Source organism: Citrobacter sp. LST-B2 (genome assembly GCF_057983045.1).
This window is the reverse complement of record NZ_CP192598.1, coordinates 4,602,536-4,621,829: the sequence shown is the minus strand read 5'-3', so window position 1 is coordinate 4,621,829 and position 19,294 is coordinate 4,602,536. Positions and strand designations below refer to the sequence as shown.

At 56.4% G+C, this 19,294-nt stretch carries 21 protein-coding genes; 3 read left to right on the top strand and 18 right to left on the bottom strand.

All coding sequences use genetic code 11. The features are described 5' to 3' along the window. Positions 1–13: 13 nt before the first annotated feature. Positions 14–703: a Sel1 family TPR-like repeat protein YjcO gene (gene yjcO / locus ACQ0PY_RS22325; RefSeq protein WP_042999069.1), complete on the bottom strand. Its 690-nt coding sequence runs from the start codon at positions 701–703 to the stop codon at positions 14–16. A gap of 103 nt (positions 704–806) precedes the next feature. Continuing rightward, positions 807–2,954 (bottom strand): formate dehydrogenase subunit alpha, encoded by a 2,148-nt coding sequence (gene fdhF, locus ACQ0PY_RS22320; RefSeq protein ID WP_109739575.1) that lies wholly within the window; start codon positions 2,952–2,954, stop codon positions 807–809. Between the two features lie 277 nt (positions 2,955–3,231). Here fdhF and yjdP point away from each other — a divergent pair, with 277 nt between their 5' ends. Next, complete coding sequence (gene yjdP, locus ACQ0PY_RS22315) at positions 3,232–3,567, top strand: DDRRRQL repeat protein YjdP (protein WP_042999071.1); 336 nt, start codon at positions 3,232–3,234, stop codon at positions 3,565–3,567. On the opposite strand, the gene phnP is transcribed toward yjdP, so the two are convergent. From phnP to ACQ0PY_RS22235, 16 genes are all read right to left on the bottom strand, one after another. Further along, on the bottom strand, positions 3,564–4,322 hold the full coding sequence (phnP, locus tag ACQ0PY_RS22310) for a phosphonate metabolism protein PhnP (RefSeq protein ID WP_109739574.1): 759 nt from the start codon (positions 4,320–4,322) through the stop codon (positions 3,564–3,566). The genes yjdP and phnP overlap by 4 nt on opposite strands. 63 nt (positions 4,323–4,385) lie before the next feature. Beyond that, positions 4,386–4,820, bottom strand: a complete 435-nt coding sequence (gene phnO, locus ACQ0PY_RS22305; RefSeq protein ID WP_109739573.1) for an aminoalkylphosphonate N-acetyltransferase — start codon at positions 4,818–4,820, stop codon at positions 4,386–4,388. Continuing rightward, positions 4,807–5,361: a ribose 1,5-bisphosphokinase gene (gene phnN, locus ACQ0PY_RS22300; RefSeq protein ID WP_042999074.1), complete on the bottom strand. Its 555-nt coding sequence runs from the start codon at positions 5,359–5,361 to the stop codon at positions 4,807–4,809. The genes phnO and phnN overlap by 14 nt, the downstream gene beginning before the upstream one ends. A gap of 2 nt (positions 5,362–5,363) precedes the next feature. Further along, the gene (phnM, locus tag ACQ0PY_RS22295) at positions 5,364–6,500 is read right to left on the bottom strand and encodes an alpha-D-ribose 1-methylphosphonate 5-triphosphate diphosphatase (protein ID WP_109739572.1); all 1,137 of its coding nucleotides are present in this window, start codon (positions 6,498–6,500) and stop codon (positions 5,364–5,366) included. Beyond that, positions 6,497–7,183 (bottom strand): phosphonate C-P lyase system protein PhnL, encoded by a 687-nt coding sequence (phnL, locus tag ACQ0PY_RS22290; protein WP_109739571.1) that lies wholly within the window; start codon positions 7,181–7,183, stop codon positions 6,497–6,499. The genes phnM and phnL overlap by 4 nt, the downstream gene beginning before the upstream one ends. Positions 7,184–7,255: 72 nt before the next feature. After that, on the bottom strand, positions 7,256–8,014 hold the full coding sequence (gene phnK / locus ACQ0PY_RS22285) for a phosphonate C-P lyase system protein PhnK (RefSeq protein WP_061069534.1): 759 nt from the start codon (positions 8,012–8,014) through the stop codon (positions 7,256–7,258). Further along, on the bottom strand, positions 8,011–8,802 hold the full coding sequence (phnJ, locus tag ACQ0PY_RS22280; RefSeq protein WP_231912858.1) for an alpha-D-ribose 1-methylphosphonate 5-phosphate C-P-lyase PhnJ: 792 nt from the start codon (positions 8,800–8,802) through the stop codon (positions 8,011–8,013). Before phnJ ends, phnK begins: the two co-directional genes overlap by 4 nt. A gap of 46 nt (positions 8,803–8,848) precedes the next feature. Next, entirely contained in the window at positions 8,849–9,916 is a 1,068-nt protein-coding gene (locus tag ACQ0PY_RS22275) for a carbon-phosphorus lyase complex subunit (RefSeq protein WP_334262942.1), read from the bottom strand. Continuing rightward, the gene (phnH, locus tag ACQ0PY_RS22270) at positions 9,916–10,500 is read right to left on the bottom strand and encodes a phosphonate C-P lyase system protein PhnH (protein WP_042999080.1); all 585 of its coding nucleotides are present in this window, start codon (positions 10,498–10,500) and stop codon (positions 9,916–9,918) included. Before phnH ends, ACQ0PY_RS22275 begins: the two co-directional genes overlap by 1 nt. Next, positions 10,497–10,949, bottom strand: coding sequence for a phosphonate C-P lyase system protein PhnG (phnG, locus tag ACQ0PY_RS22265; RefSeq protein ID WP_042999081.1), 453 nt, complete (start codon positions 10,947–10,949; stop codon positions 10,497–10,499). Before phnG ends, phnH begins: the two co-directional genes overlap by 4 nt. Then, positions 10,950–11,675, bottom strand: coding sequence for a phosphonate metabolism transcriptional regulator PhnF (phnF, locus tag ACQ0PY_RS22260; protein WP_044328534.1), 726 nt, complete (start codon positions 11,673–11,675; stop codon positions 10,950–10,952). Between the two features lie 20 nt (positions 11,676–11,695). Continuing rightward, complete coding sequence (gene phnE, locus ACQ0PY_RS22255) at positions 11,696–12,475, bottom strand: phosphonate ABC transporter, permease protein PhnE (RefSeq protein WP_044328535.1); 780 nt, start codon at positions 12,473–12,475, stop codon at positions 11,696–11,698. 97 nt (positions 12,476–12,572) lie between these two features. After that, positions 12,573–13,589 (bottom strand): phosphonate ABC transporter substrate-binding protein, encoded by a 1,017-nt coding sequence (gene phnD / locus ACQ0PY_RS22250; RefSeq protein ID WP_042999084.1) that lies wholly within the window; start codon positions 13,587–13,589, stop codon positions 12,573–12,575. Between the two features lie 148 nt (positions 13,590–13,737). Beyond that, entirely contained in the window at positions 13,738–14,526 is a 789-nt protein-coding gene (gene phnC / locus ACQ0PY_RS22245) for a phosphonate ABC transporter ATP-binding protein (RefSeq protein ID WP_109739568.1), read from the bottom strand. Positions 14,527–14,658: 132 nt separating this feature from the next. Then, positions 14,659–15,105, bottom strand: a complete 447-nt coding sequence (gene yjdN / locus ACQ0PY_RS22240) for a VOC family metalloprotein YjdN (protein ID WP_109739567.1) — start codon at positions 15,103–15,105, stop codon at positions 14,659–14,661. An 81-nt stretch (positions 15,106–15,186) separates the two neighbouring features. Continuing rightward, positions 15,187–15,522, bottom strand: coding sequence for a zinc ribbon domain-containing protein YjdM (locus tag ACQ0PY_RS22235; protein ID WP_042999087.1), 336 nt, complete (start codon positions 15,520–15,522; stop codon positions 15,187–15,189). 529 nt (positions 15,523–16,051) lie between these two features. Here ACQ0PY_RS22235 and crfC point away from each other — a divergent pair. Further along, positions 16,052–18,406, top strand: a complete 2,355-nt coding sequence (gene crfC / locus ACQ0PY_RS22230; protein ID WP_109739566.1) for a clamp-binding protein CrfC — start codon at positions 16,052–16,054, stop codon at positions 18,404–18,406. Then, on the top strand, positions 18,403–19,293 hold the full coding sequence (locus ACQ0PY_RS22225) for a diguanylate cyclase regulator RdcB family protein (protein WP_054176708.1): 891 nt from the start codon (positions 18,403–18,405) through the stop codon (positions 19,291–19,293). Before crfC ends, ACQ0PY_RS22225 begins: the two co-directional genes overlap by 4 nt. Position 19,294: the final 1 nt, after the last annotated feature.

Genomic DNA, 19,294 nt, shown 5'->3' with positions numbered 1-19,294 from the left:
CAGGTAATCTGAGTCAGCCGTTCGTTAATCGGTCAAACTCTTCGCAGCCGGTATCGAATCCTTCGGTACAGCTCAGATTCAACCAGTGCAGCGCCTTCTGTTTATTCTTCTCAATAAAGCCCTGTTCGCCGTTCAGAAACATCATTCCCGCCCAGTATTCGGAATACCCGGTGCGAGAGATGGCGGAACTGCGTTTGAAGTACCAGGTCGCTTTATCATCATCAGCCTGAATCCCGACACCGTTGGCGTAAATCAAACCGAGCAGCATCTGCGCATCTACGGCCACATCACTCTCCAGATTTTCAGAGGCGTTTTGCAGCAGGGAGATGGCTTTGGGGTAATCGGTTTTACCGGCCTGCGTATTCACCAGAATGCGTGCCAGCGTAATTTCGCCCGCTTTACTGCCCGCCCGGGCGGCCTTCTCCGCCAGCATTTTTGCTTCAGGGTAATCCAGACTGACCGGATTAGTGATTTTAATCTGCGCCAGCAGCGCACAGGCGTCCGCATCGCCATTGTCGGCGGATTTCTGTGCCCAGTATTCGGCTTTGCTTAAATCGCCGAAGCTAAACCAGCTGTCAGCAAGGTAATATTGCGCGCGTTTGTCACCTGCCTCTGCGGCCTGCAAATACTGGCTTCCAGGCTCAGGATCGGCAGCACGGGCAAAGAATGTCATCAATAACATCAATGCAAGAAGTGGTTTCATTATTAAGTTTTAATTAGGGTACGGAATGGACAGTATAAAGAGATCGTATGGATAAAAAAACAGCCTCCAGGGTGGAGGCTGTTGAGATGCATCAACGTTGTGGTTAGCCCATTGCGGTTTCGCGCAGGCGAGCCTTCAGCTTGTTGTATTCATCAATCACGTACTGCTCGGCGGCGGACTGATTGGCAATCGGCTCCACGCGCACGGCGCAATACTTGTACTCTGGCGTTTTGGTAATCGGGCTTAAGTTCTCGGTCACCAGCTCGTTACAGGCACCAATCCACCACTGGTAGGTCATATAGATAGCCCCTTTGTTCGGGCGCTCGCTGACCTGCGCGCGGGTGATAATTTTGCCTTTACGTGAGTGAACCCACACCAGTGCTTCATCTTCAATGCCCAGACGCGCCGCATCGGCCGCGTTGATTTGCGCATAGCCTGGTTCGTCCGCCAGCGCGGCCAGGGCCGCACAGTTACCGGTCATCGAACGACAGGAGTAGTGGCCGACTTCACGCACCGTCGACAGTACCATCGGGTACTCGTCGGTGAGTTTATCGATCGGCGCAACCCAGTCGCAGGTGAAGAACTGTGCCATGCCGTTCGGGGTATCAAACTTCTCTTTAAAGAGGTATGAGGTCCCCTGATCGGCGTCTGACGTGTCGCGGCAAGGCCACTGGATGTAGCCCAGTTCGCCCATCTTCTCGTAAGTCGCCCCGTAGAAATCCGGGCACAGATGACGCAACTCATCCCAGATCTCCTGGGTGTTGTTGTAGTGCATCGGATACCCCATCCGGGTGGCGATCTCACTGATGATTTGCCAGTCGGTTTTCAGATCCCACTTCGGCTCAACGGCTTTAAAGAAGCGCTGGAAACCACGGTCAGCAGCGGTAAAGACCCCTTCATGCTCGCCCCACGACGTCGACGGTAAAATGACATCTGCCGCCGATGCGGTTTTGGTCATAAAGATGTCCTGCACGATGACCAGTTCCAGATCCTCAAAGCCTTTGCGCACTGCGGAGAGTTCCGCATCCGTTTGCAACGGATCTTCGCCCATAATGTACGCCGCACGCACTTCGCCATGCGCCGCACGGTGCGGCAACTCGCTGATGCGATAGCCAGTGTGCGCAGGCAGGCTGTCCACGCCCCAGGCTTTGGCGAATTTCTCGCGGTTAGCCGGATCTTTCACATACTGATAGCCCGGATAGGTATCCGGCAGCGCACCCATATCGCACGCGCCCTGAACGTTGTTCTGGCCACGTACCGGGTTAACGCCCACGCTGGGCTTACCGAGGTTGCCGGTCAGCATCGCGAGGCTGGTCAGTGAACGCACGGTTTCTACACCCTGATAGAACTGGGTGACGCCCATGCCCCACAGGATGGTCGCGCTTTTCGCACCGGCATACATCCGCGCGGCCTGACGAATTTCACTCGCGCTAATGCCGGTTATCTCCTCGACGGACTCCGGCGTATAGCCTTCGGCAATCTTGCGGTACTCTTCAAAACCTTCCGTACGGGAGGCGACAAACGCCTGGTCGTACAGATTTTCTTCAATAATGACATGTCCTATCGCGTTCAACAGTGCGATATTCGAGCCGTTTCGCAGAGCGATGTGCATGTCGGCAATGCGCGCGGTTTCAATTTTGCGCGGATCGCAGACGATAATTTTCGCCCCGTTACGTTTTGCGTTAATCACGTGATTCGCCACAATCGGGTGGGAATCCGCCGGGTTGTAACCGAAGATAAACACTAAATCGGTGTTATCAATTTCGTTAATGGCATTGCTCATTGCGCCGTTACCGACCGACTGGTGCAGACCTGCAACCGATGGGCCGTGTCAGACGCGAGCGCAGCAGTCAACGTTATTGGTACCAATAACGGCGCGCGCAAATTTTTGCATGATGTAGTTGGTTTCATTCCCGGTGCCGCGCGACGAGCCGGTCGTCTGGATGGCATCAGGGCCGTATTTCGCTTTGATGGCGCTCAGGCGTTCGGCGACGTAATTCAGCGCTTCATCCCAGGAAACTGATTCCAGTTTGCCGCCACGCTGGCGACGAATCATAGGCGTTTTCAGGCGCGGGGTCAGGATCTGGGTATCGTTAATAAAATCCCAGCCGTAATAGCCCTTCAGACACAGAGTACCCTGATTGGTTTTCCCCTGCGCCGCCTCAGCCCGGACGATTTTGCCGTTATCGACCACCAGGTTGATCTTGCAACCTGATGCGCAATACGGGCAAACCGTGACGACTTTTTTCATCGGTCTCGCTCCAGTTAATCAAATCGCGCATACACGCTTGTCGACCTGAGTATGCATCTTTTATGCCACATTTTAATTGGGGGCTTTCCCTGATATTACGGATAATTTTTGGACAAAACCCTGACGAAAAACAGGCTGTCGTCATATTTGACGTGACGATTTGGCGTTGTGCCGACGGAGGCTGTAGCGGAACCCGATACGAAATTGAGATTCCTCCGCTACTCGTCGCACAGGGCGATAACTAACGTAGAAACCGTCCCCTTTTGAGGCTGGTTCTATGAAACGCACCCTGACACTCTTTTTATTCAGCCTGCTGTCGCTGGCTACCGTGCCGGCACAGGCCGATATCATTGATGATGCTATCGGCAACATTCAGCAGGCGATCAACGATGCTTATAAGCCTGACAGCGATAGCGGGCGGGATTACGAGGATTCGCGCGACGACAGGTGGCAGAACGAAATGAGCGACGATCGCCGCAGACAATATGATGATCGCCGGCGTCAGTTTGAGGATCGCAGACGGCAGCTTGATGAACGTCAGCGCCAGCTCGATCGTGAACGCCGCCAACTGGAAGATGAAGAAAGCCGAATGGAAGAGGATTACGGGCGTTAATCGACCATAATCTGCATCCCGTCATAGCCTGCTTCAAATCCGTCCGGGAGCGGATTATCCATCAGCCAGACATCGAACGCGTGGCTGATATGCGTGAGGATCACCTGCGGGCAGCGAATCACTTCATTAAGCGCAATGACCGTATTTAAATCACAGTGATTGCGCGGCGGTTGGGGACGTGGCGGATAGCTACAGTCGATGACGATAACTTGTGGCTGATTGTTGAGCAGAAAGGTGAGCGTTTTATCGGGCAGTCCGGCGGTGTCAGACAGCCATGCCACGCGGCTGTGCGCTGTCTCCAGAAGATAACCCAACGTCAGCTTTGAGTGATTCAGCGGTAGCGGTGTGACCTGCAATCCTTGTAACTCAAACACCACAAACGGCTCGACGGTGTGGCTAAAGTCGAGAATGCCGGGATGCTTAAACAGATCGTCGCACCCCTGTTCGTCCGGCGGGCCGTACACCGGGATGGACGCCCCGACGCCCCAGCGTAGCGGAAACAATCCCTGTACGTGATCCATATGATAATGGGTGAGTAAAAACTGTCGAAAGCTGCCCGCCGGCCAGTCGTCCATCAGGTGCGGTATGCCCGCATCCAGCAGCGTCACCGTATCGTTGAATTTGATCACGCCGCTACACGGGCGTCGGCGATACGGTTCCTGCAGGCGTGCGCGGCGACAGGCTGCACAATCGCAGCCAAACACGGGTACCCCTTGCGCACCGCCGGTGCCGCTTAGCGTGATGCTCAGACTCATCGTGATTCCCCTTGTCGTATCGTGCCGGATGGCGACGCGAGCGGCTTATCCGGCCTACGTACCTCACAATGCTTTTGTGAAGCGAAAATGACTTTGTTCGTAGCCTTCGCGCTGATAAAAACGGTGGGCGTCATGACGCTTCACGCTGGTGGACAGCTCTGTCATCTCTGCGCCTGCCTCGCGGGCTTCCTGTTCTGCCCATGCCAGTAACTGGCTACCGATTTTCAGACCCCGCGCCTGCGGCATCACCACCAGTTCCTGAATCTCGCCAATCCAGTTGGCGTGGTGTAAATGATACTGCAGATGCAGGCCAATGAGTCCAACCGCCTGGCCCTCAAGCAGCGCCAGCTGATAACGCAGTCGGTTATCCTGCAAATTGGCGGTGAATCCGGCGCAAAAGGTCGGGTAATCAAACTGGGCTTGCTTCAGTTCGCAGATGAGCGCGTACACGGCCTCGGTGTCTAGTCCGGTGGCGTGACGAAGTTCACAGGCAGACATGGCGTGGCTCCTTGCGTCCCATTAACGTTAACAGCGAATCGACGGACTGGTGCAAACTGCCGTCGTTATTGAGCGTATGGCAGCCAAACGGGGCGTAGCGGGCGGCGCGTTCGAGACGCGCGGCGATCTCGGGTTCGCTTTCTCTCCCGCGCGCCTGTAAGCGCTGGCGCAAAATCGTAGGGGAGACCTGCAAGCAGACCGGCAGCAGCGCCGTGCCGTAGCGCGCCTGCGCCTGGGGCAGATGCGCGCGTGAGCCGTTGACCACCACGTCGAAACCGCCGTTAAGCCAGAGATCGATCTCCACGCCGACGCCATAATAAAAGCCGTTAGCATGCCAGCTTAGCGCCAACAGGTTATGCCCGGCGCGAGTGAAAAACTCTTGCTCGCTCAGGGCGACATGATTTTCGTTCCCGGCATTCGCCGCGCGAGTGATATAACGGTGCGCCACCAGGAGTTGCGCATGTTCTTGCTGACGGAGTGCGGTCAGCAAACTGTCCTTCCCGGAGCCGGACGGCCCCATCAGCCAGATCAGTTTTCCCATACTCAGAACACCCTCTTTCCCTGGCGCCAGACGTGGTCGATGTGGATGTGATCGCCTTTACGGTGCGCCAGTACCAGATCGGCGCGCTTACCTTCGGCGATCACGCCGCGATCGCCGAGACTGAGCGCCCGCGCCGGGTTGGCGGTCACCAGGCGGATCGCCTGCGGCAGGGTGAAACGGTTAGCCGCGTCGTCTGCGACGCGAAACGCGGCATCCAGCAGGCTGGCGGGGTAGTAATCTGACGAGAGGATATCCAGCAACCCCAATTCTGCCAGCGTGTGCGCCGCGACGTTGCCGGAATGAGAGCCACCGCGCACAATGTTCGGTGCGCCCATCAGTACGTTCATGCCGTGCTGGCGCGAGGCTTCTGCGGCTTCGAACGTGGTGGGAAATTCGGCGATCACGCTGCCAAGCTGGTGGGATTCCTGCACATGCCCGGAGGTGGCGTCATCATGGCTTGCCAGTGCAATGTTGCGCTCGCGGCACAGTTGCGCGATGGCAGTCCGGTTGGGCTGCGACCAGCGAGCCGCCAGGGCCAGTTGTTCCTCTTCATAACGCGTCATTTGTTCATCGGTCAGCGAATATTTACCCTGATAATATTCACGATACTTCTCGCGGTTGGCGAACTGACGCTGGCCCGGCGAGTGATCCATCAGCGAAACCAGCGTGACCGGTTCGCGGCTGATCAGCTTCTCGAACAGCGGCAGCGTGGCGTGGTGCGGCAGTTCGCAGCGCAGATGCAGGCGATGCTCGGCGCGGTTCACCCCACGCTTTTGCGTCTCCTCTACGGCGTTAATCATTTTCTCCAGGTTTTCCAGACGATCGCCGCCGTCGCGGACATCGCCAATCGCCACCGCGTCCAGCACGGTGGTGATACCGCTGGCGACCATCAGCGCGTCGTGGCTGCTCATTGCGGAATGCGCGGGCCAGTCCACTTTCGGCCGTGGGGTAAAGAATTTGTCGAGATTATCGGTGTGCAACTCAATCAGCCCCGGTAGCAGCCAGCCGCCTTCTCCGTCCAGCGCTTGCGGAAGACGGCTCTGACTTTGCGCAAACGTGCGAATCACGCCATCCTGCATTTCCAGCGATCCCTGCACCACTTCATCTTCCAGCACCAGCTTTACATTATTGATAATCATGGTGTTGTTCCCATCAGGTGCAAACGATCCGCTACGCGGTCGCGCACAGTTTGATCGTGAAAAATGCCGACAATGGCCGCACCCCGCGCTTTCGCCTCTTCAATCAGCGCCACCACGGCGGCACTGTTTCTGGCATCCAGCGACGCGGTCGGTTCGTCGAGTAACAGAATCGGATAATCGACGATAAATCCGCGCGCGATGTTCACGCGCTGTTGTTCACCGCCGGAAAAGGTTGATGGGGCGAGGTGCCACAAGCGTTCCGGCACGTTCAGACGGGTCAACAGGCTTGCGGCTTTGGCGGCGCACGCCTCGCGCGGTACGCCGAGATCCAGCAGCGGCTGCATTACTACGTCCAGCGCGGAGATCCGTGGGATCACCCGCAGAAACTGGCTCACCCAACCTATCGTGGCGCGGCGGACTTCCCGCACTTTGCGCGCCGGAGCGTGCACCAGATCCACCCATTCGTCGTGATGGCGAATGTGAATATGCCCCTCATCGGGCAGATAATTGGCATACAGCGAACGCAGCAGCGTCGATTTTCCGCTGCCGGAATGGCCATATAGAACGACGCATTCACCGTTTTTGACTTCCAGCGAGGCATTTTGCAGCACCGGCAGGCGCACGCCGTTTTGCTGGTGGAGCACAAAGGTTTTACTGACGTTTTCAACGCGGATCGCGTTCATTTTTAGCCTCTTTAAGCATTGGTGCATTCGATTGCCGGATAAGGCGCAGCCGCCATCCGGCAAAACAAAAAATCAGTTCTGCAATACGGACGACACCAGCAACTGGGTATACGGATGATGTGGATCGTCGAGCACGCGGTCGGTTAATCCACTTTCCACCACCTGACCCTGTTTCATCACCAGCAGACGGTCTGCCAACAGGCGCGCCACGCCTAAATCGTGAGTGACAATCACCACCGCCAGATCCAGTTCCACCACCAGCCCGCGCAGCAGATCCAACAGTTTCGCCTGGACAGAGACGTCGAGACCGCCGGTCGGCTCATCCATAAATACCAGCTTCGGGTGAGTGACGAGGTTGCGGGCGATCTGCAGACGCTGCTGCATGCCGCCGGAAAAGGTGGTCGGTAGATCGTCGATACGAGAGGCCGGAATTTCGACCTCCTCCAGCCAGCGCTGGGCGGTGGCGCGGATCTCGCCATAGTGGCGTGCGCCGGTCGCCATCAGGCGTTCGCCGATATTACCGCCCGCCGAGACCTGACGACGCAGGCCATCCAACGGGTGCTGATGTACCACGCCCCATTCAGTGCGCAACAGGCGGCGGCGGTCGGCTTCGCTCATGGCGTACAGTGAACGGTTCTGGTACTGAATCTCGCCCGACTGCGGCGTCAGGCGCGAGGAGAGGGATTTCAGCAGGGTGGTTTTGCCGGAACCGGACTCCCCGACAATGCCCAGCACTTCGCCAGGCCACAGGTCAAAGGAGACATCGCTGAAGCCTTTGCCCGGCGCGTAGAGATGGGTCAGGTTATTAACCGAAAGCAACGGTTGCGTCATTGGCTGAGTGCCTCGCTCTGTTGGCGGCAGTAGTCGGTGTCGGAGCAGACAAACATGCGTTTGCCGGTGTCATCGAGCACCACTTCATCAAGATAACTGTGCGTTGAACCGCAGATGGTGCAGGGCTCATCCCAGGTCTGTACGGTGAACGGATGATCGTCGAAATCGAGACTTTCCACGCGGGTATACGGCGGTACGGCATAGATGCGTTTTTCGCGTCCCGCGCCAAATAACTGAAGGGCGGGCATCATGTCCATCTTCGGGTTGTCGAATTTCGGGATCGGCGACGGGTCCATCACATAGCGTCCGTTGACTTTCACCGGGTAGGCGTAAGTGGTGGCGATATGGCCAAAGCGGGCGATATCTTCATACAGCTTCACCTGCATGATCCCGTACTCCTCCAGCGCATGCATAGTGCGGGTTTCCGTTTCGCGAGGTTCGATAAAACGCAGCGGTTCAGGGATCGGCACCTGGAAGATCAGGATCTGATCTTCCGTCAGCGGCGTTTCCGGGATCCGGTGACGGGTCTGGATTAACGTGGCGTCTTCCGTGCGCTCGGTGGTATTGACTCCGGTGACGCGTTTGAAGAAGTTGCGGATCGATACCGCGTTGGTGGTGTCATCTGCGCCCTGATCGATAACCTTCAGCACGTCCGGTTCACCAATCACGCTGGCGGTAATCTGGATCCCACCGGTTCCCCAGCCGTAAGGCATCGGCATTTCGCGGCCACCGAATGGCACCTGATAGCCGGGGATCGCCACCGCTTTGAGGATCGCGCGACGGATCATGCGTTTGGTTTGCTCATCCAGATAAGCAAAGTTGTAGCCGAAGAGGTTAGTGGTCACGGGCGGCCTCCTGTTGCAGGCGTTTGAGCAGTTCCAGCTCGGCCTGGAAATCGACGTAGTGGGGGAGCTTGAGGTGCGAAACAAAACCCGCCGCCTCGACGTTATCCGCGTGCGCCAGCACGAACTCTTCGTCCTGCGCCGGTCCTGTGACCGTTTCATCGTAGTCGGGTGCCTGTAGGGCTCTGTCCACCAGCGCCATTGCCATCGCTTTGCGTTCGCTCATGCCGAACACCAGTCCGTAGCCGCGGGTAAAGTGAGGCGCATCGTTGTCCGGGGCGACAAAGCCGTTGACCATTTCACATTCGGTCATCAGCACTTCGCCGACGTTGACCGCAAATCCCAGCTCTTCCGGTACCGTTTCCAGCGCAACGTACCCACTACGGATTTCGGCTGCGAAGGGGTGATTGCGCCCGTAGCCGCGTTGGGTGGAGTAGGCCAGCGCCAGCAGATAGCCCTCATCGCCGCGCATCAGCTGTTGCAAGCGTGACGCACGGGAGCAGGGGTAAACCGGCGGCATGCGGGTGATGTCATCCGGCGTGGCGCCGTTATCTTCTTCGGGCTTCGCCAGCCCTTGATTCGCCAGCAGCGAAAAGACGTGCGGGGCGGCGTCCTGCGTACTTTCTGCAGTCCGCAGCGGCGGCGTTTCGCCATTCGCCAGCAGCGTAAAATCGAGCAGACGATGGGTGTAGTCGTAGGTTGGTCCTAACAGCTGTCCGCCCGGAATATCCTTATAGACTGCTGAGATACGGCGTTCCAGGCGCATTTCCCCACTGTTCAGCGGTTCGCTTACCGCCAGCTTTGCCAGCGTGGTGCGGTAAGCGCGCAGCAGAAAGATGGCTTCGACGTTATCGCCGCTGGCCTGCTTGAGCGCCAGCGCCGCCAGTTCGCGATCGGCAATACCGCCTTCGGTCATGACGCGATCAACAGCCAGATTCATCTGCTGTTCGATCTGCACCACGCTCAGTTCGGCAACGGTATCGTCGCCCCGGCGTCGCTGCTCCTGTAACGCATGGGCGTTGGCTATCGCCTTCTCGCCCCCTTTGACGGCTACGTACATCAGCACACCTCCACATGGGTGGTTCTCGGGATAGCCAGCAGCCGTTCGCCGCAGGTAAGGATGAGGTCAACACCCAGCGGGAACGGATGCGGACGTTCGGTGAGTTCGTGGATCAGGCAGTCTGGTAACTGTGGTGCGATCATTCGCTCTTCGGCGATACCAGCCCCGGTCAGGCGTAACATCCGCCCACCACTCAGACTGGAAACCTGTACGATGAGCGTGGCGCTGTTTTCTGGCGCGACCGCAGAACCGGCAGAAAGCGCATTAAGCTGTTCGCTGCTGATGCGCTCGTCGGCTACGGCATAGGCCGCCAGTTGGGGTTGTTCGACCATCGGAGCATTGGTGTGAAAACGCAGGTTCTGGCTGGCGATGTCGTTATTCATCGCAGGCGACAGCCACACCGGCGTATCGCCGTCGACTAACGTCAGCAGGACGCTGGTGGTCGCCAGATTCAACGGCTGCCAGCCGTGTTTCAATTGATGTAAGGCAACAATCACCCCCGGTTCGCTCATCGCTTTCAGCAGACGGCGAAAGCTTTGTTGGGCGTCCTGGACGGGCAGGGTAAAGGCGGTCTGTAGGGTCATTCGTTATCTCCGCGCACCAGCGTAAAGAAGTCGACCCGGCTGGCGTTGACCTCGGCGCGACGGGCGGTGATTTCCGCATCGCGTTCTGCTTCCAGCGGGCTAATTAAGGTTTCCATCAGGTTCTGGAAATGTGTCTGTTCCTGCAGTAAAGCGTCGATAACGGCGCACTGCTCGGCGTGGCGTTTGTTGCGTCCCAGCAGGTAGCTGTAACCCAGCGTGCCGCTTTTCAGGCGAACCACCGCGCGGGTCAGCGTGGTGTCTCCGGCAAAGAAACGGTTGCCGGTGCCGCCCATGCGCGCCTGAATTTGCATCAGTCCGCATTCCGGGGGGCGAATCAGTTCATATTCCGGTGCCAGCGTTAACGCCTGGAGTCGCGCATTCAGGGCATCGGCCTTGCTGTAAGCCAGCGCGCGCATCCAGCGCTGGCGAGTGGCGGTATCGAAATGCATTCAGTGCTCCATAGTGAATTCGATCATGTCGGCGCGGGTCAGGCTGACGGAATACTCCATCGCACGTTCCTCGCCTTCACGGTGGTTCAGGGTGCGCACGCAGAGCAGCGGCGCCATGTTGGGGATTTCCAGCACCTTGCTCTCTTTCGCCTGCGCACGCCGGGCGCTGATGCGCGTCTGGGTGCGCTTGAGCGTCAGGCCGGACTGTTCGCGCAAATAGTCGTGCAGCGAGCCGTGGTTAAAACCCTGCAGCAGCGGCCAGAGGGCCAGGTCGGAAAAGTAATGGTCAATCAGACACAGGGCGATGCCGTTCACCCGCCGCAGGGTGCGCAAGTGGATGACGTTATCGCCTTCCTGCACGCTGAGCGCATCGGCAACGTGACGGGAGGCCGGGCGCAGTACCGCCAGCCGTTTTTCGCTGGTGGGATGACTTCCCTGATCCAACAGGTTCTGACTGAAGCGTGCCTGGGCGTTAAGCGGATAATCGAACGGGCGCATCAGCACCAGTACGCCGACGCCCTGACGACGCTGGACCCAGCCGCGTTCCACCAACTGGTCGATGGCGCGGCGCAGGGTGTGGCGATTAACCTCATAACGCGCGGCAAGCTGATGCTCGGCGGGCAGATAGTCGCCGCAGCGGTAATGTTGACGTAGCTCCTGCTCAAGTCTCGCGGCAATCTCCTGATAACGCGTCGGATAACTGGTCGGATGTGTAGACAAGTGCATAGCAATCAATGCCTCGCTAATCAGATAAAGTGCTTACGTAAACGCTGGGAGAGAAAATCCAGCAGGCTGACGGTCACAATGATTAACACCATCAGGGCGCAGGTTTGCTGGAACTGGAAACCGCGAATTGCCTCCCACAACGTGACGCCAATGCCGCCTGCGCCCACCATCCCGACGACGGTTGCTGAGCGGACGTTGGATTCAAAGCGGTACAGCGAATAGGAGATCAGCAGCGGCATCACCTGGGGCAGTACACCGTAAAGAATTTCTTCAATTTTGTTAGCGCCAGTGGCGCGAATGCCTTCAACCGGACCGGGTTCAATGGCTTCCACCGCTTCGGACAGCAGCTTGGAGAGCACGCCGGTGGTATGGATAAACAGCGCCATGACGCCCGCAAACGGACCGAGGCCGACAGCGACCACAAATAGCATCGCAAACACCATTTCGTTAATGGCGCGGCAGGCATCCATCAGACGGCGCATCGGCTGGTAGATCCACCAGGGCACGAGGTTGTCGGCGCACATCAGGCCGAAAGGAATGGAGAGGATCACGGCCAGCGCGGTTCCCCAGACGGCGATTTGCAGGGTCACCGCCATTTCGCCGAGGTAGTCCTGCCACTGGCTAAAGTCCGGCGGAAAGAAGTCGGCGGCAAACGTCGCCATGTTGCCAGAATCCTGAATCAGCGTGAGCGGGGCCATTTCGGCGCCTTTCCACGACACGACCAGCACGGCGAGCAGAATGGCCCAACTGACGAGCGAGAACCAACTGCGCTTTGGCGGGGCAACGGTGATGGTTTGCATGTTTAGCTCCGTGCGTACGTTATTGGCGGAAGGCGGCTCCGCCTTATCCGGCCTACGTTTGTAGGCCCGGTAAGCGAAGCGCCAGCGGGCGTCAGGTTTACTGCACCGCTTTGGTGACGCTGGTCATGGCGCTCAGCGCCGCAGTCAGACGGTCAAGATCGTCCAGTTGCGCTTTAATCGCAGAAGATTTGCTGGTCTTCTCTTCAGCGTTCAGTCCTTTGTTGTCCTTCACGCCCTGCATCTCTTTAAACAGGGCGAGCTGGCGAATCGGCACCAGTTGCAGGTCGCTGGAGGCGCGGAACGGCGCCCAACCCAGGCGTTCCAGTACGGTTTTTTCTTCCGGCGTTTTGCCGTAGTTCATGAAGAAGTCGTACACCTTGTCCTTGGTGGCTTCAGAGAGGTTCTTACGCCAGACAATCGGATCGCCTGGGATCAGCGGCGACTTCCAGATAACCTTCAGCGCTTTCAGCTTGTCCGGCGCGGACGTTTTCAGCTTATCGAGGTTCTCGGTGTTGTTGGTGGCGACATCCACCTGCTTGTTGGCGACCGCAAGGGCGTTAGTTTCATGACCGGCGTTGACGGTGCGTTTGAAGTCGCTGGCGGCGATATTGTTTTTCGCGAAGACGTAATAGCCAGGGACGAGATAGCCGGAGGTAGAGTTAGGATCGCCATTACCAAAGGTGAGATCTTTGCGTTTGGCGATCAGATCGTCGAGGTTGTTGATCGGGCTGTCCTTGTTGACGATCAGCACGCTCCAGTAACCCGGCGATCCATCGGCGGCGACGGTCTGGGCAAAGACCTGGCCGTTGGCGCGATCCACGGCTTCCATTGCTGACAGGTTACCGTACCAGGCGATGTCGACTTTATTAAAGCGCATACCCTGGATGATCCCGGCGTAGTCCGGCGCGAAGAAAGCGTTCACTTTCACGCCCAGTTTCTTCTCCATATCCTTCAGGAACGGATCCCATTGAGGTTTCAGGTTTTGCTGTGATTCGGTCGAAATAATGCCAAAGTTCAGCGCTTTTTCCTGCTCTTCGGCAAAGGCGGGACTGAGCAGAGTACTGACGCTGAACATGCTGGTAAACGCCAGCGCGGCAACGGCCTTGTAATTCATGTTTTATCCTCACGTTGTTCCAGGCTATTTCACCTGCCAGCCTGAGTTCGGGCAGTGCTCAACATCCTCACGTACTATGTGTACGCTCCGTTTTTCCGCGCTGGCCGCCTCCAGTCTGTCTGCGTCAATAACGCCTGGTCTTTTTGAATTAAGCAGCCTGCGCGTTCTGTTCGACGCGGTTCATGCTGCGGTAGAGATGGTCAAATCTTTCGTTATCAAAGAGCTGGCTGCTGCCGTCGTAGAAAACGTGTCCCTGACGCAACGCGACAATCCGTTCGCAGTAGCGCAGGGCGTAATCCACCTGATGCAGCGTGACGACGACGGTAATACCGTCGGTCTGGTTGATGTCGCGCAGGGTGTCCATCACGATGCGCGCGGATTCCGGGTCCAGTGAGGCAATCGGCTCGTCGGCGAGGATCACTTTGGCCTGCTGCATCAGCGCCCGGGCAATGGCCACGCGCTGCTGCTGACCGCCGGAGAGCGTAGAGACGCGCTGGTACGCAAAGTGCGCCATCCCGACGCGGGTCAGTGCCTGGAGCGCGCGCTGTTTCTGCGCTGCGCTAAACCAGCTAAAACAGGTGCGCCAGAACGGCGTGCTGCCGAGCGCGCCAATCAGCACGTTCTCCAGCACTGTCAGGCGATTCACCAGATTGAACTGTTGGAAGATGTAACCGGTATGCGTGCGGCTTTTGCGGATATCGCGCGCCAGTCGACCTTCGTGTTGAACGGTGCGACCGAGGAGTTCGACGCGGCTACCTGCTGATTTATCGCCGGTAATCAAACCGCTCAGATGACGTAAAAGGGTGGATTTGCCGGAACCTGACGGCCCCAGCAGAGCGACCATTTCACCGGCACAGATGTTCAGATCAACCGCATGCAGCGCCTGATGCTGATTGAACGTTTTGGAGAGTTTTTCGACGCGAATGATCGTTTCCATGATGCGGCCTCTCTAAAAAAAGTGGCCCTATCGTGGCGGATCAATATGACGTTTGGGTTAAGGGGACGTTACCTGCCGATGAAGAGTTAAGGTGAGTTTGATGACAGAACGGGAGGCATGCCTCCCGTGAGGTTACTCGGTTGGCTGGGGTTGTTTGACGACGTTGATCATCCACGGTACGCCGTAGCGATCGCTGACTTTGCCAAAGCCATGCGCCCAGAAGGTTTCCTGCCAGTCCATTTCGATTTGACCCTCTGCGGCGAGATTGTCAAACCATTGCTTCCCTTCGTTGACATTTTGCGTGTCGAGGACCAGCGTGAAACCTGAATAGTGAGCGTTTCCTGTGGGAATGCTATCGCTCATCATGATGTCGCTATTGGCAATGCGCACGTTGGCATGAGCGATAGCGGTATCGGGGAATGTCATTCCGGACGGGCAACCCTCTTCGCTGTCCTGCGCCGGTTTGGGCATTTCACCGAAGCTGATTTTATAAAGGAGTTCTGCACCCAGCGTCTTTTGATAGTACGCGATGGCGTCGGCACAGTTTCCGGCAAAAGAGATGTAGGGACTTAACGACATAATCTTTACCTCAGGTAAGAGAAGCCAGTTAAGTGTAGTTATCGCAGGCCCGGTAAGCGAAGCGCCACCGGGCAATTTACATCAGTTCTTTTTCACGAATTCTGATTTCAGCTTCATCGGACCAAAGCCATCAATTTTGCAATCGATGTTGTGGTCGCCTTCCACCAGACGAATGTTTTTTACTTTCGTGCCGATTTTCAGCATTGAAGAGCTGCCTTTGACTTTCAGATCTTTCACGACGGTGACGCTGTCGCCGTCAGCCAGCAGATTGCCGTTGGCATCTTTAACGATCAGTTCGTCGCTGTCATGCGCTGGTTCTGCATCGTTCCATTCATGGGCGCATTCCGGGCAGATGTACATGCCGTTATCTTCGTAAGTGTATTCGGAGTTGCATTGTGGGCAGTGGGGTAATGACATGTCGATTTCCTCAAAAGTCAGCAAGGGCAAAAGCGCCCAAAAAATGGCAGATTGCCGAAAAAGGACGCAATTATACACAAAATCCTTAACGTTGTCGGGACTACTCTGTTTTTAAGGTAAATACCGTACTGTGACCTAACCTGTCTGCCAGACAGAAAAAAAGCGCTATTATTTTTAAGGGAAATTGCTACCGTTTGTTATTTGAGATAAGGTGACGAGAAATATTCTAACTAATTGGCTCAGCGAGTTTTACTTAGGGTTCGTTTACCTCACCTTGCCCCTTATTTCTGGTAGGTAAAATTAACCAAAATTGGCCTGGGTTATTATAAATCTGAACTACGATTTTTTACTTTCTTATGCCACTGAGTGTTATTCAAAAAAATAGCAATTAAAATAATAAATTCATTGATATCAATAGATTAATTAATAAATTCTTTTTTTCATACGTAATTATTAAAGCCGAGAATTCACTAATAAACGAAACGGCTAAATAAAAGCAATAAAAATTTGCGTTAAGGAAACATTTTTTATGTACACACAGACAATATATGAATTGAGCCAGGAAGCGGAACGCTTGCTGATGCTCTCTTTAGAGCATCTTAAGACCGTAAAAAAAATGCCAACGGCCACTCTGGAGAGCACTTCATCATTAAAAAGTGAGGACGATCTCAACGTTCAGCCCATGCATTTCAGTACCCGGGGTGTCGAGGCCCAGCAGGCCACGCTGAACAATGAGTTGCGAAAAATCTCGCGACTGGAAATGGTGCTGGCGATCGTCGGCACCATGAAAGCGGGAAAATCGACGACGATCAATGCGATTGTCGGCACGGAGGTGCTGCCCAATCGCAACCGTCCAATGACCGCGCTGCCGACGCTCATTCGCCATACGCCTGGTCAGAAAGAACCGGTGCTGCATTTTTCCCACGTTGCGCCCATCGATGCGCTGATGAAGACCCTGCAAGAGAGCATGCGCGCCTGCGATCGGCAGAATCTGACGCAGGTGCTGGAAATTGATAAAGACATGAACGGCCTCATGCAGCGCATCGAAAGAGGGGAAGCGTTTGAGCGCCATTATCTTGGTGCACAGCCGATCTTTCACTGCCTGAAAAGCCTTAACGATTTGGTGCGCCTGTCGAAAGCGCTGGAGGTCGATTTTCCCTTTTCTGCCTATGCGGCGATTGAACATATTCCGGTGATTGAGGTGGAGTTTGTGCACCTGGCGGGGCTGGAGAACTATCCGGGTCAACTGACGTTACTGGACACACCCGGGCCAAATGAAGCCGGGCAGCCGCATCTGCAAAAAATGCTCAATGAGCAACTGGCTCGCGCCTCCGCCGTTCTGGCGGTGATGGACTATACGCAGTTGAAATCGATTTCCGATGAAGAGGTGCGTCAGGCCATTGCCGCAGTAGGAAAATCGGTGCCGTTGTATGCGTTGGTGAATAAATTCGACCAGAAAGATCGCAACAGCGATGATGAAGAACAGGTGAGGGCGTTGATTTCCGGTACCCTGATGAAGGGTTGTATTAACCCGGCGCAGATTTATCCGGTCTCCTCGATGTGGGGTTATCTGGCCAATCGGGCACGCCATGAGCTGGCAAACCACGGTCATCTCCCGGATCACGAAGAGCAGCGCTGGGTACAGGACTTTGCTGAAGCCGCGCTCGGTCGGCGCTGGCGAAGCGCCGATCTGGATGATATCGAACACCTGCGTCATGCGGCGGATTTGCTGTGGGAAGATTCGTTGTTTGAACAGCCGATTCAGACCTTAATTCATGCCGCCTATGCCAATGCATCGCTGTATGCGCTGCGTTCCGCCTCGCATAAATTGCTGAATTACGCCCACAGCGCCCGCGAATATCTGGATTTCCGCTATCACTGTCTGACGGTGGCCTTTGACACGCTGCAGCAAAATATCATGCGTCTGGAAGCGGACATGCAGCAACTGAAAGTGAGCCAGGACAGCGTCAGCGACGAGATCCGCCATGAGGTCGGGCTGGCGCTGACGTCGGCCAACGACTTTCTCAACCAGCAGCAGGCCACGATCTTGCGCAACATCGGGACCTTTTTCAGCCGTGAACAGATCCTGAAACTGTCGTGTGGCGATAGCTGGTCGCCGCTGCCGCAGGCGGAGCTTGACGGAGAGGTGTTGGTGCTGCATGACGAAGCGCAGGCGCAGGTGATCCTCAGTAAACTACGTTCCTCCTGTGAGGGCGTCCTGCTGGCGGCGCAGGAAAACATCAGCCGCGACCTGGCGATGCGTTTTGAACAACTGGAAGCCACGCTCAGCCGGTCACTGAATGAGGCGATGCGCCCTATCGAAATGCGGGTGAAAGAGGAGTTGAGTCATGCGGGATTTCGCCCCCGAATCAGCTTTCCGGCCTTTCACGCCTCCATGTTTAACTTCACGACGCGCCAGTTATTCAGCGAGGCGATTGCCCAGCAGGACCGCGTCGAAAGTGACGAACCTCGCGTGAGCGGGGTGCGTGAAACCTTCTCTCGTTGGCTGAATCAGCCGAACTGGGGCTGGAATGATTATGTCGAAGCGAAGACACGCTATCTGATTGATATTAATGCGCTGCACCAGAGTCTGGCAGAGTACGTCAGCCACTTCTGCCAACAAATTCGTAAAGCTTTAGCCGCGCAGGTCGATGTTTCAGTTACGGCAGGTATGGCAACGTTTTTTGCCGATTTCTCATTGTGCCTGGCGGGATTACAGGAGAGCCTGCGCGAGAGTTTGCTGGTTCGTCAGCAGAATGAATCAGCTGTTCAGAGTCTGAGTCAGCAGTTGCAGCACAGTATTGCCACCACCGCCTGGATTTATGAAGACTCTCGCCTGCTCCGTGACGACGTTCAAACCCTTTTTGTGGCCGAACACACATGACAAACGCGTTACTGGAAGGCCCCGGACGGACGCTGGAGTGTATCCACCCGAAGTTTATGGTCGATCTGGTTCAGGGAGAAGAACCGAAACGGGCTGACGGCACATTGCAACAGCAGCAGTTTCGCGAGCGCCTGACGCAGGAGATTCTGTCCCAGACGCAGTTGCGGGCGTGGGCGATGGCCGGGATGTTCAGCGAGCATCTGATGATGCGCCTGAAGCTGGTGGAAAAGCTGGCGGGTATGCTCGATCCGGGGCATCTGGCGCTGACGCGGATCGCTGCGCGACTGCAGGTCCTTCAACAGACGGATCTCTCTCGCGGACCGTCCGTCCCAGGACTGGTTCAGCAACTTACCACCCTCAGCGAGTGGTTTAGCCAGCGCAGTGCCTGGAAGGAGAAGGCGCTGAGCCAGCGTGGTCTCACGGTTCAGGCCGGGGAACACAGTGAACAGGTATTTACCCGATGGCTGGCGGGGGCGTATGAAGGATGGTCGCTGCCGGGGCGGTGTTTTATTGCGCTCGAAGAGTTGCGTTGGGGACCGTTTGGCGATGCCTGTCGTCTGGCGAATCCTGACGTGGCGGCGATGCTGAAAGATAATCTCCGGGCGATGGCGACAAACTATCTGGCCCACAGTATCAATGCCGCACCGACGACGCGTCACTATTATCATCAGTGGTTGAGTACCACCGCGACCGCCGGTTCAGTTGAGTACAGCGACATGCTGAGCTGGTTGGGAGACTGGTGTGAGGCGGATAAACATCCGGTGTGCTGGTCTGTGACGCAGCGCTGGCAGCCGGTTGCGTTGGGTATGCCGCGACTCTGTTCGGCAAAGCGACTGGTGGATGCGATGGTTGAAGAGGTGTTTCCACCCTCTCCCCTCAGGTTTTGAG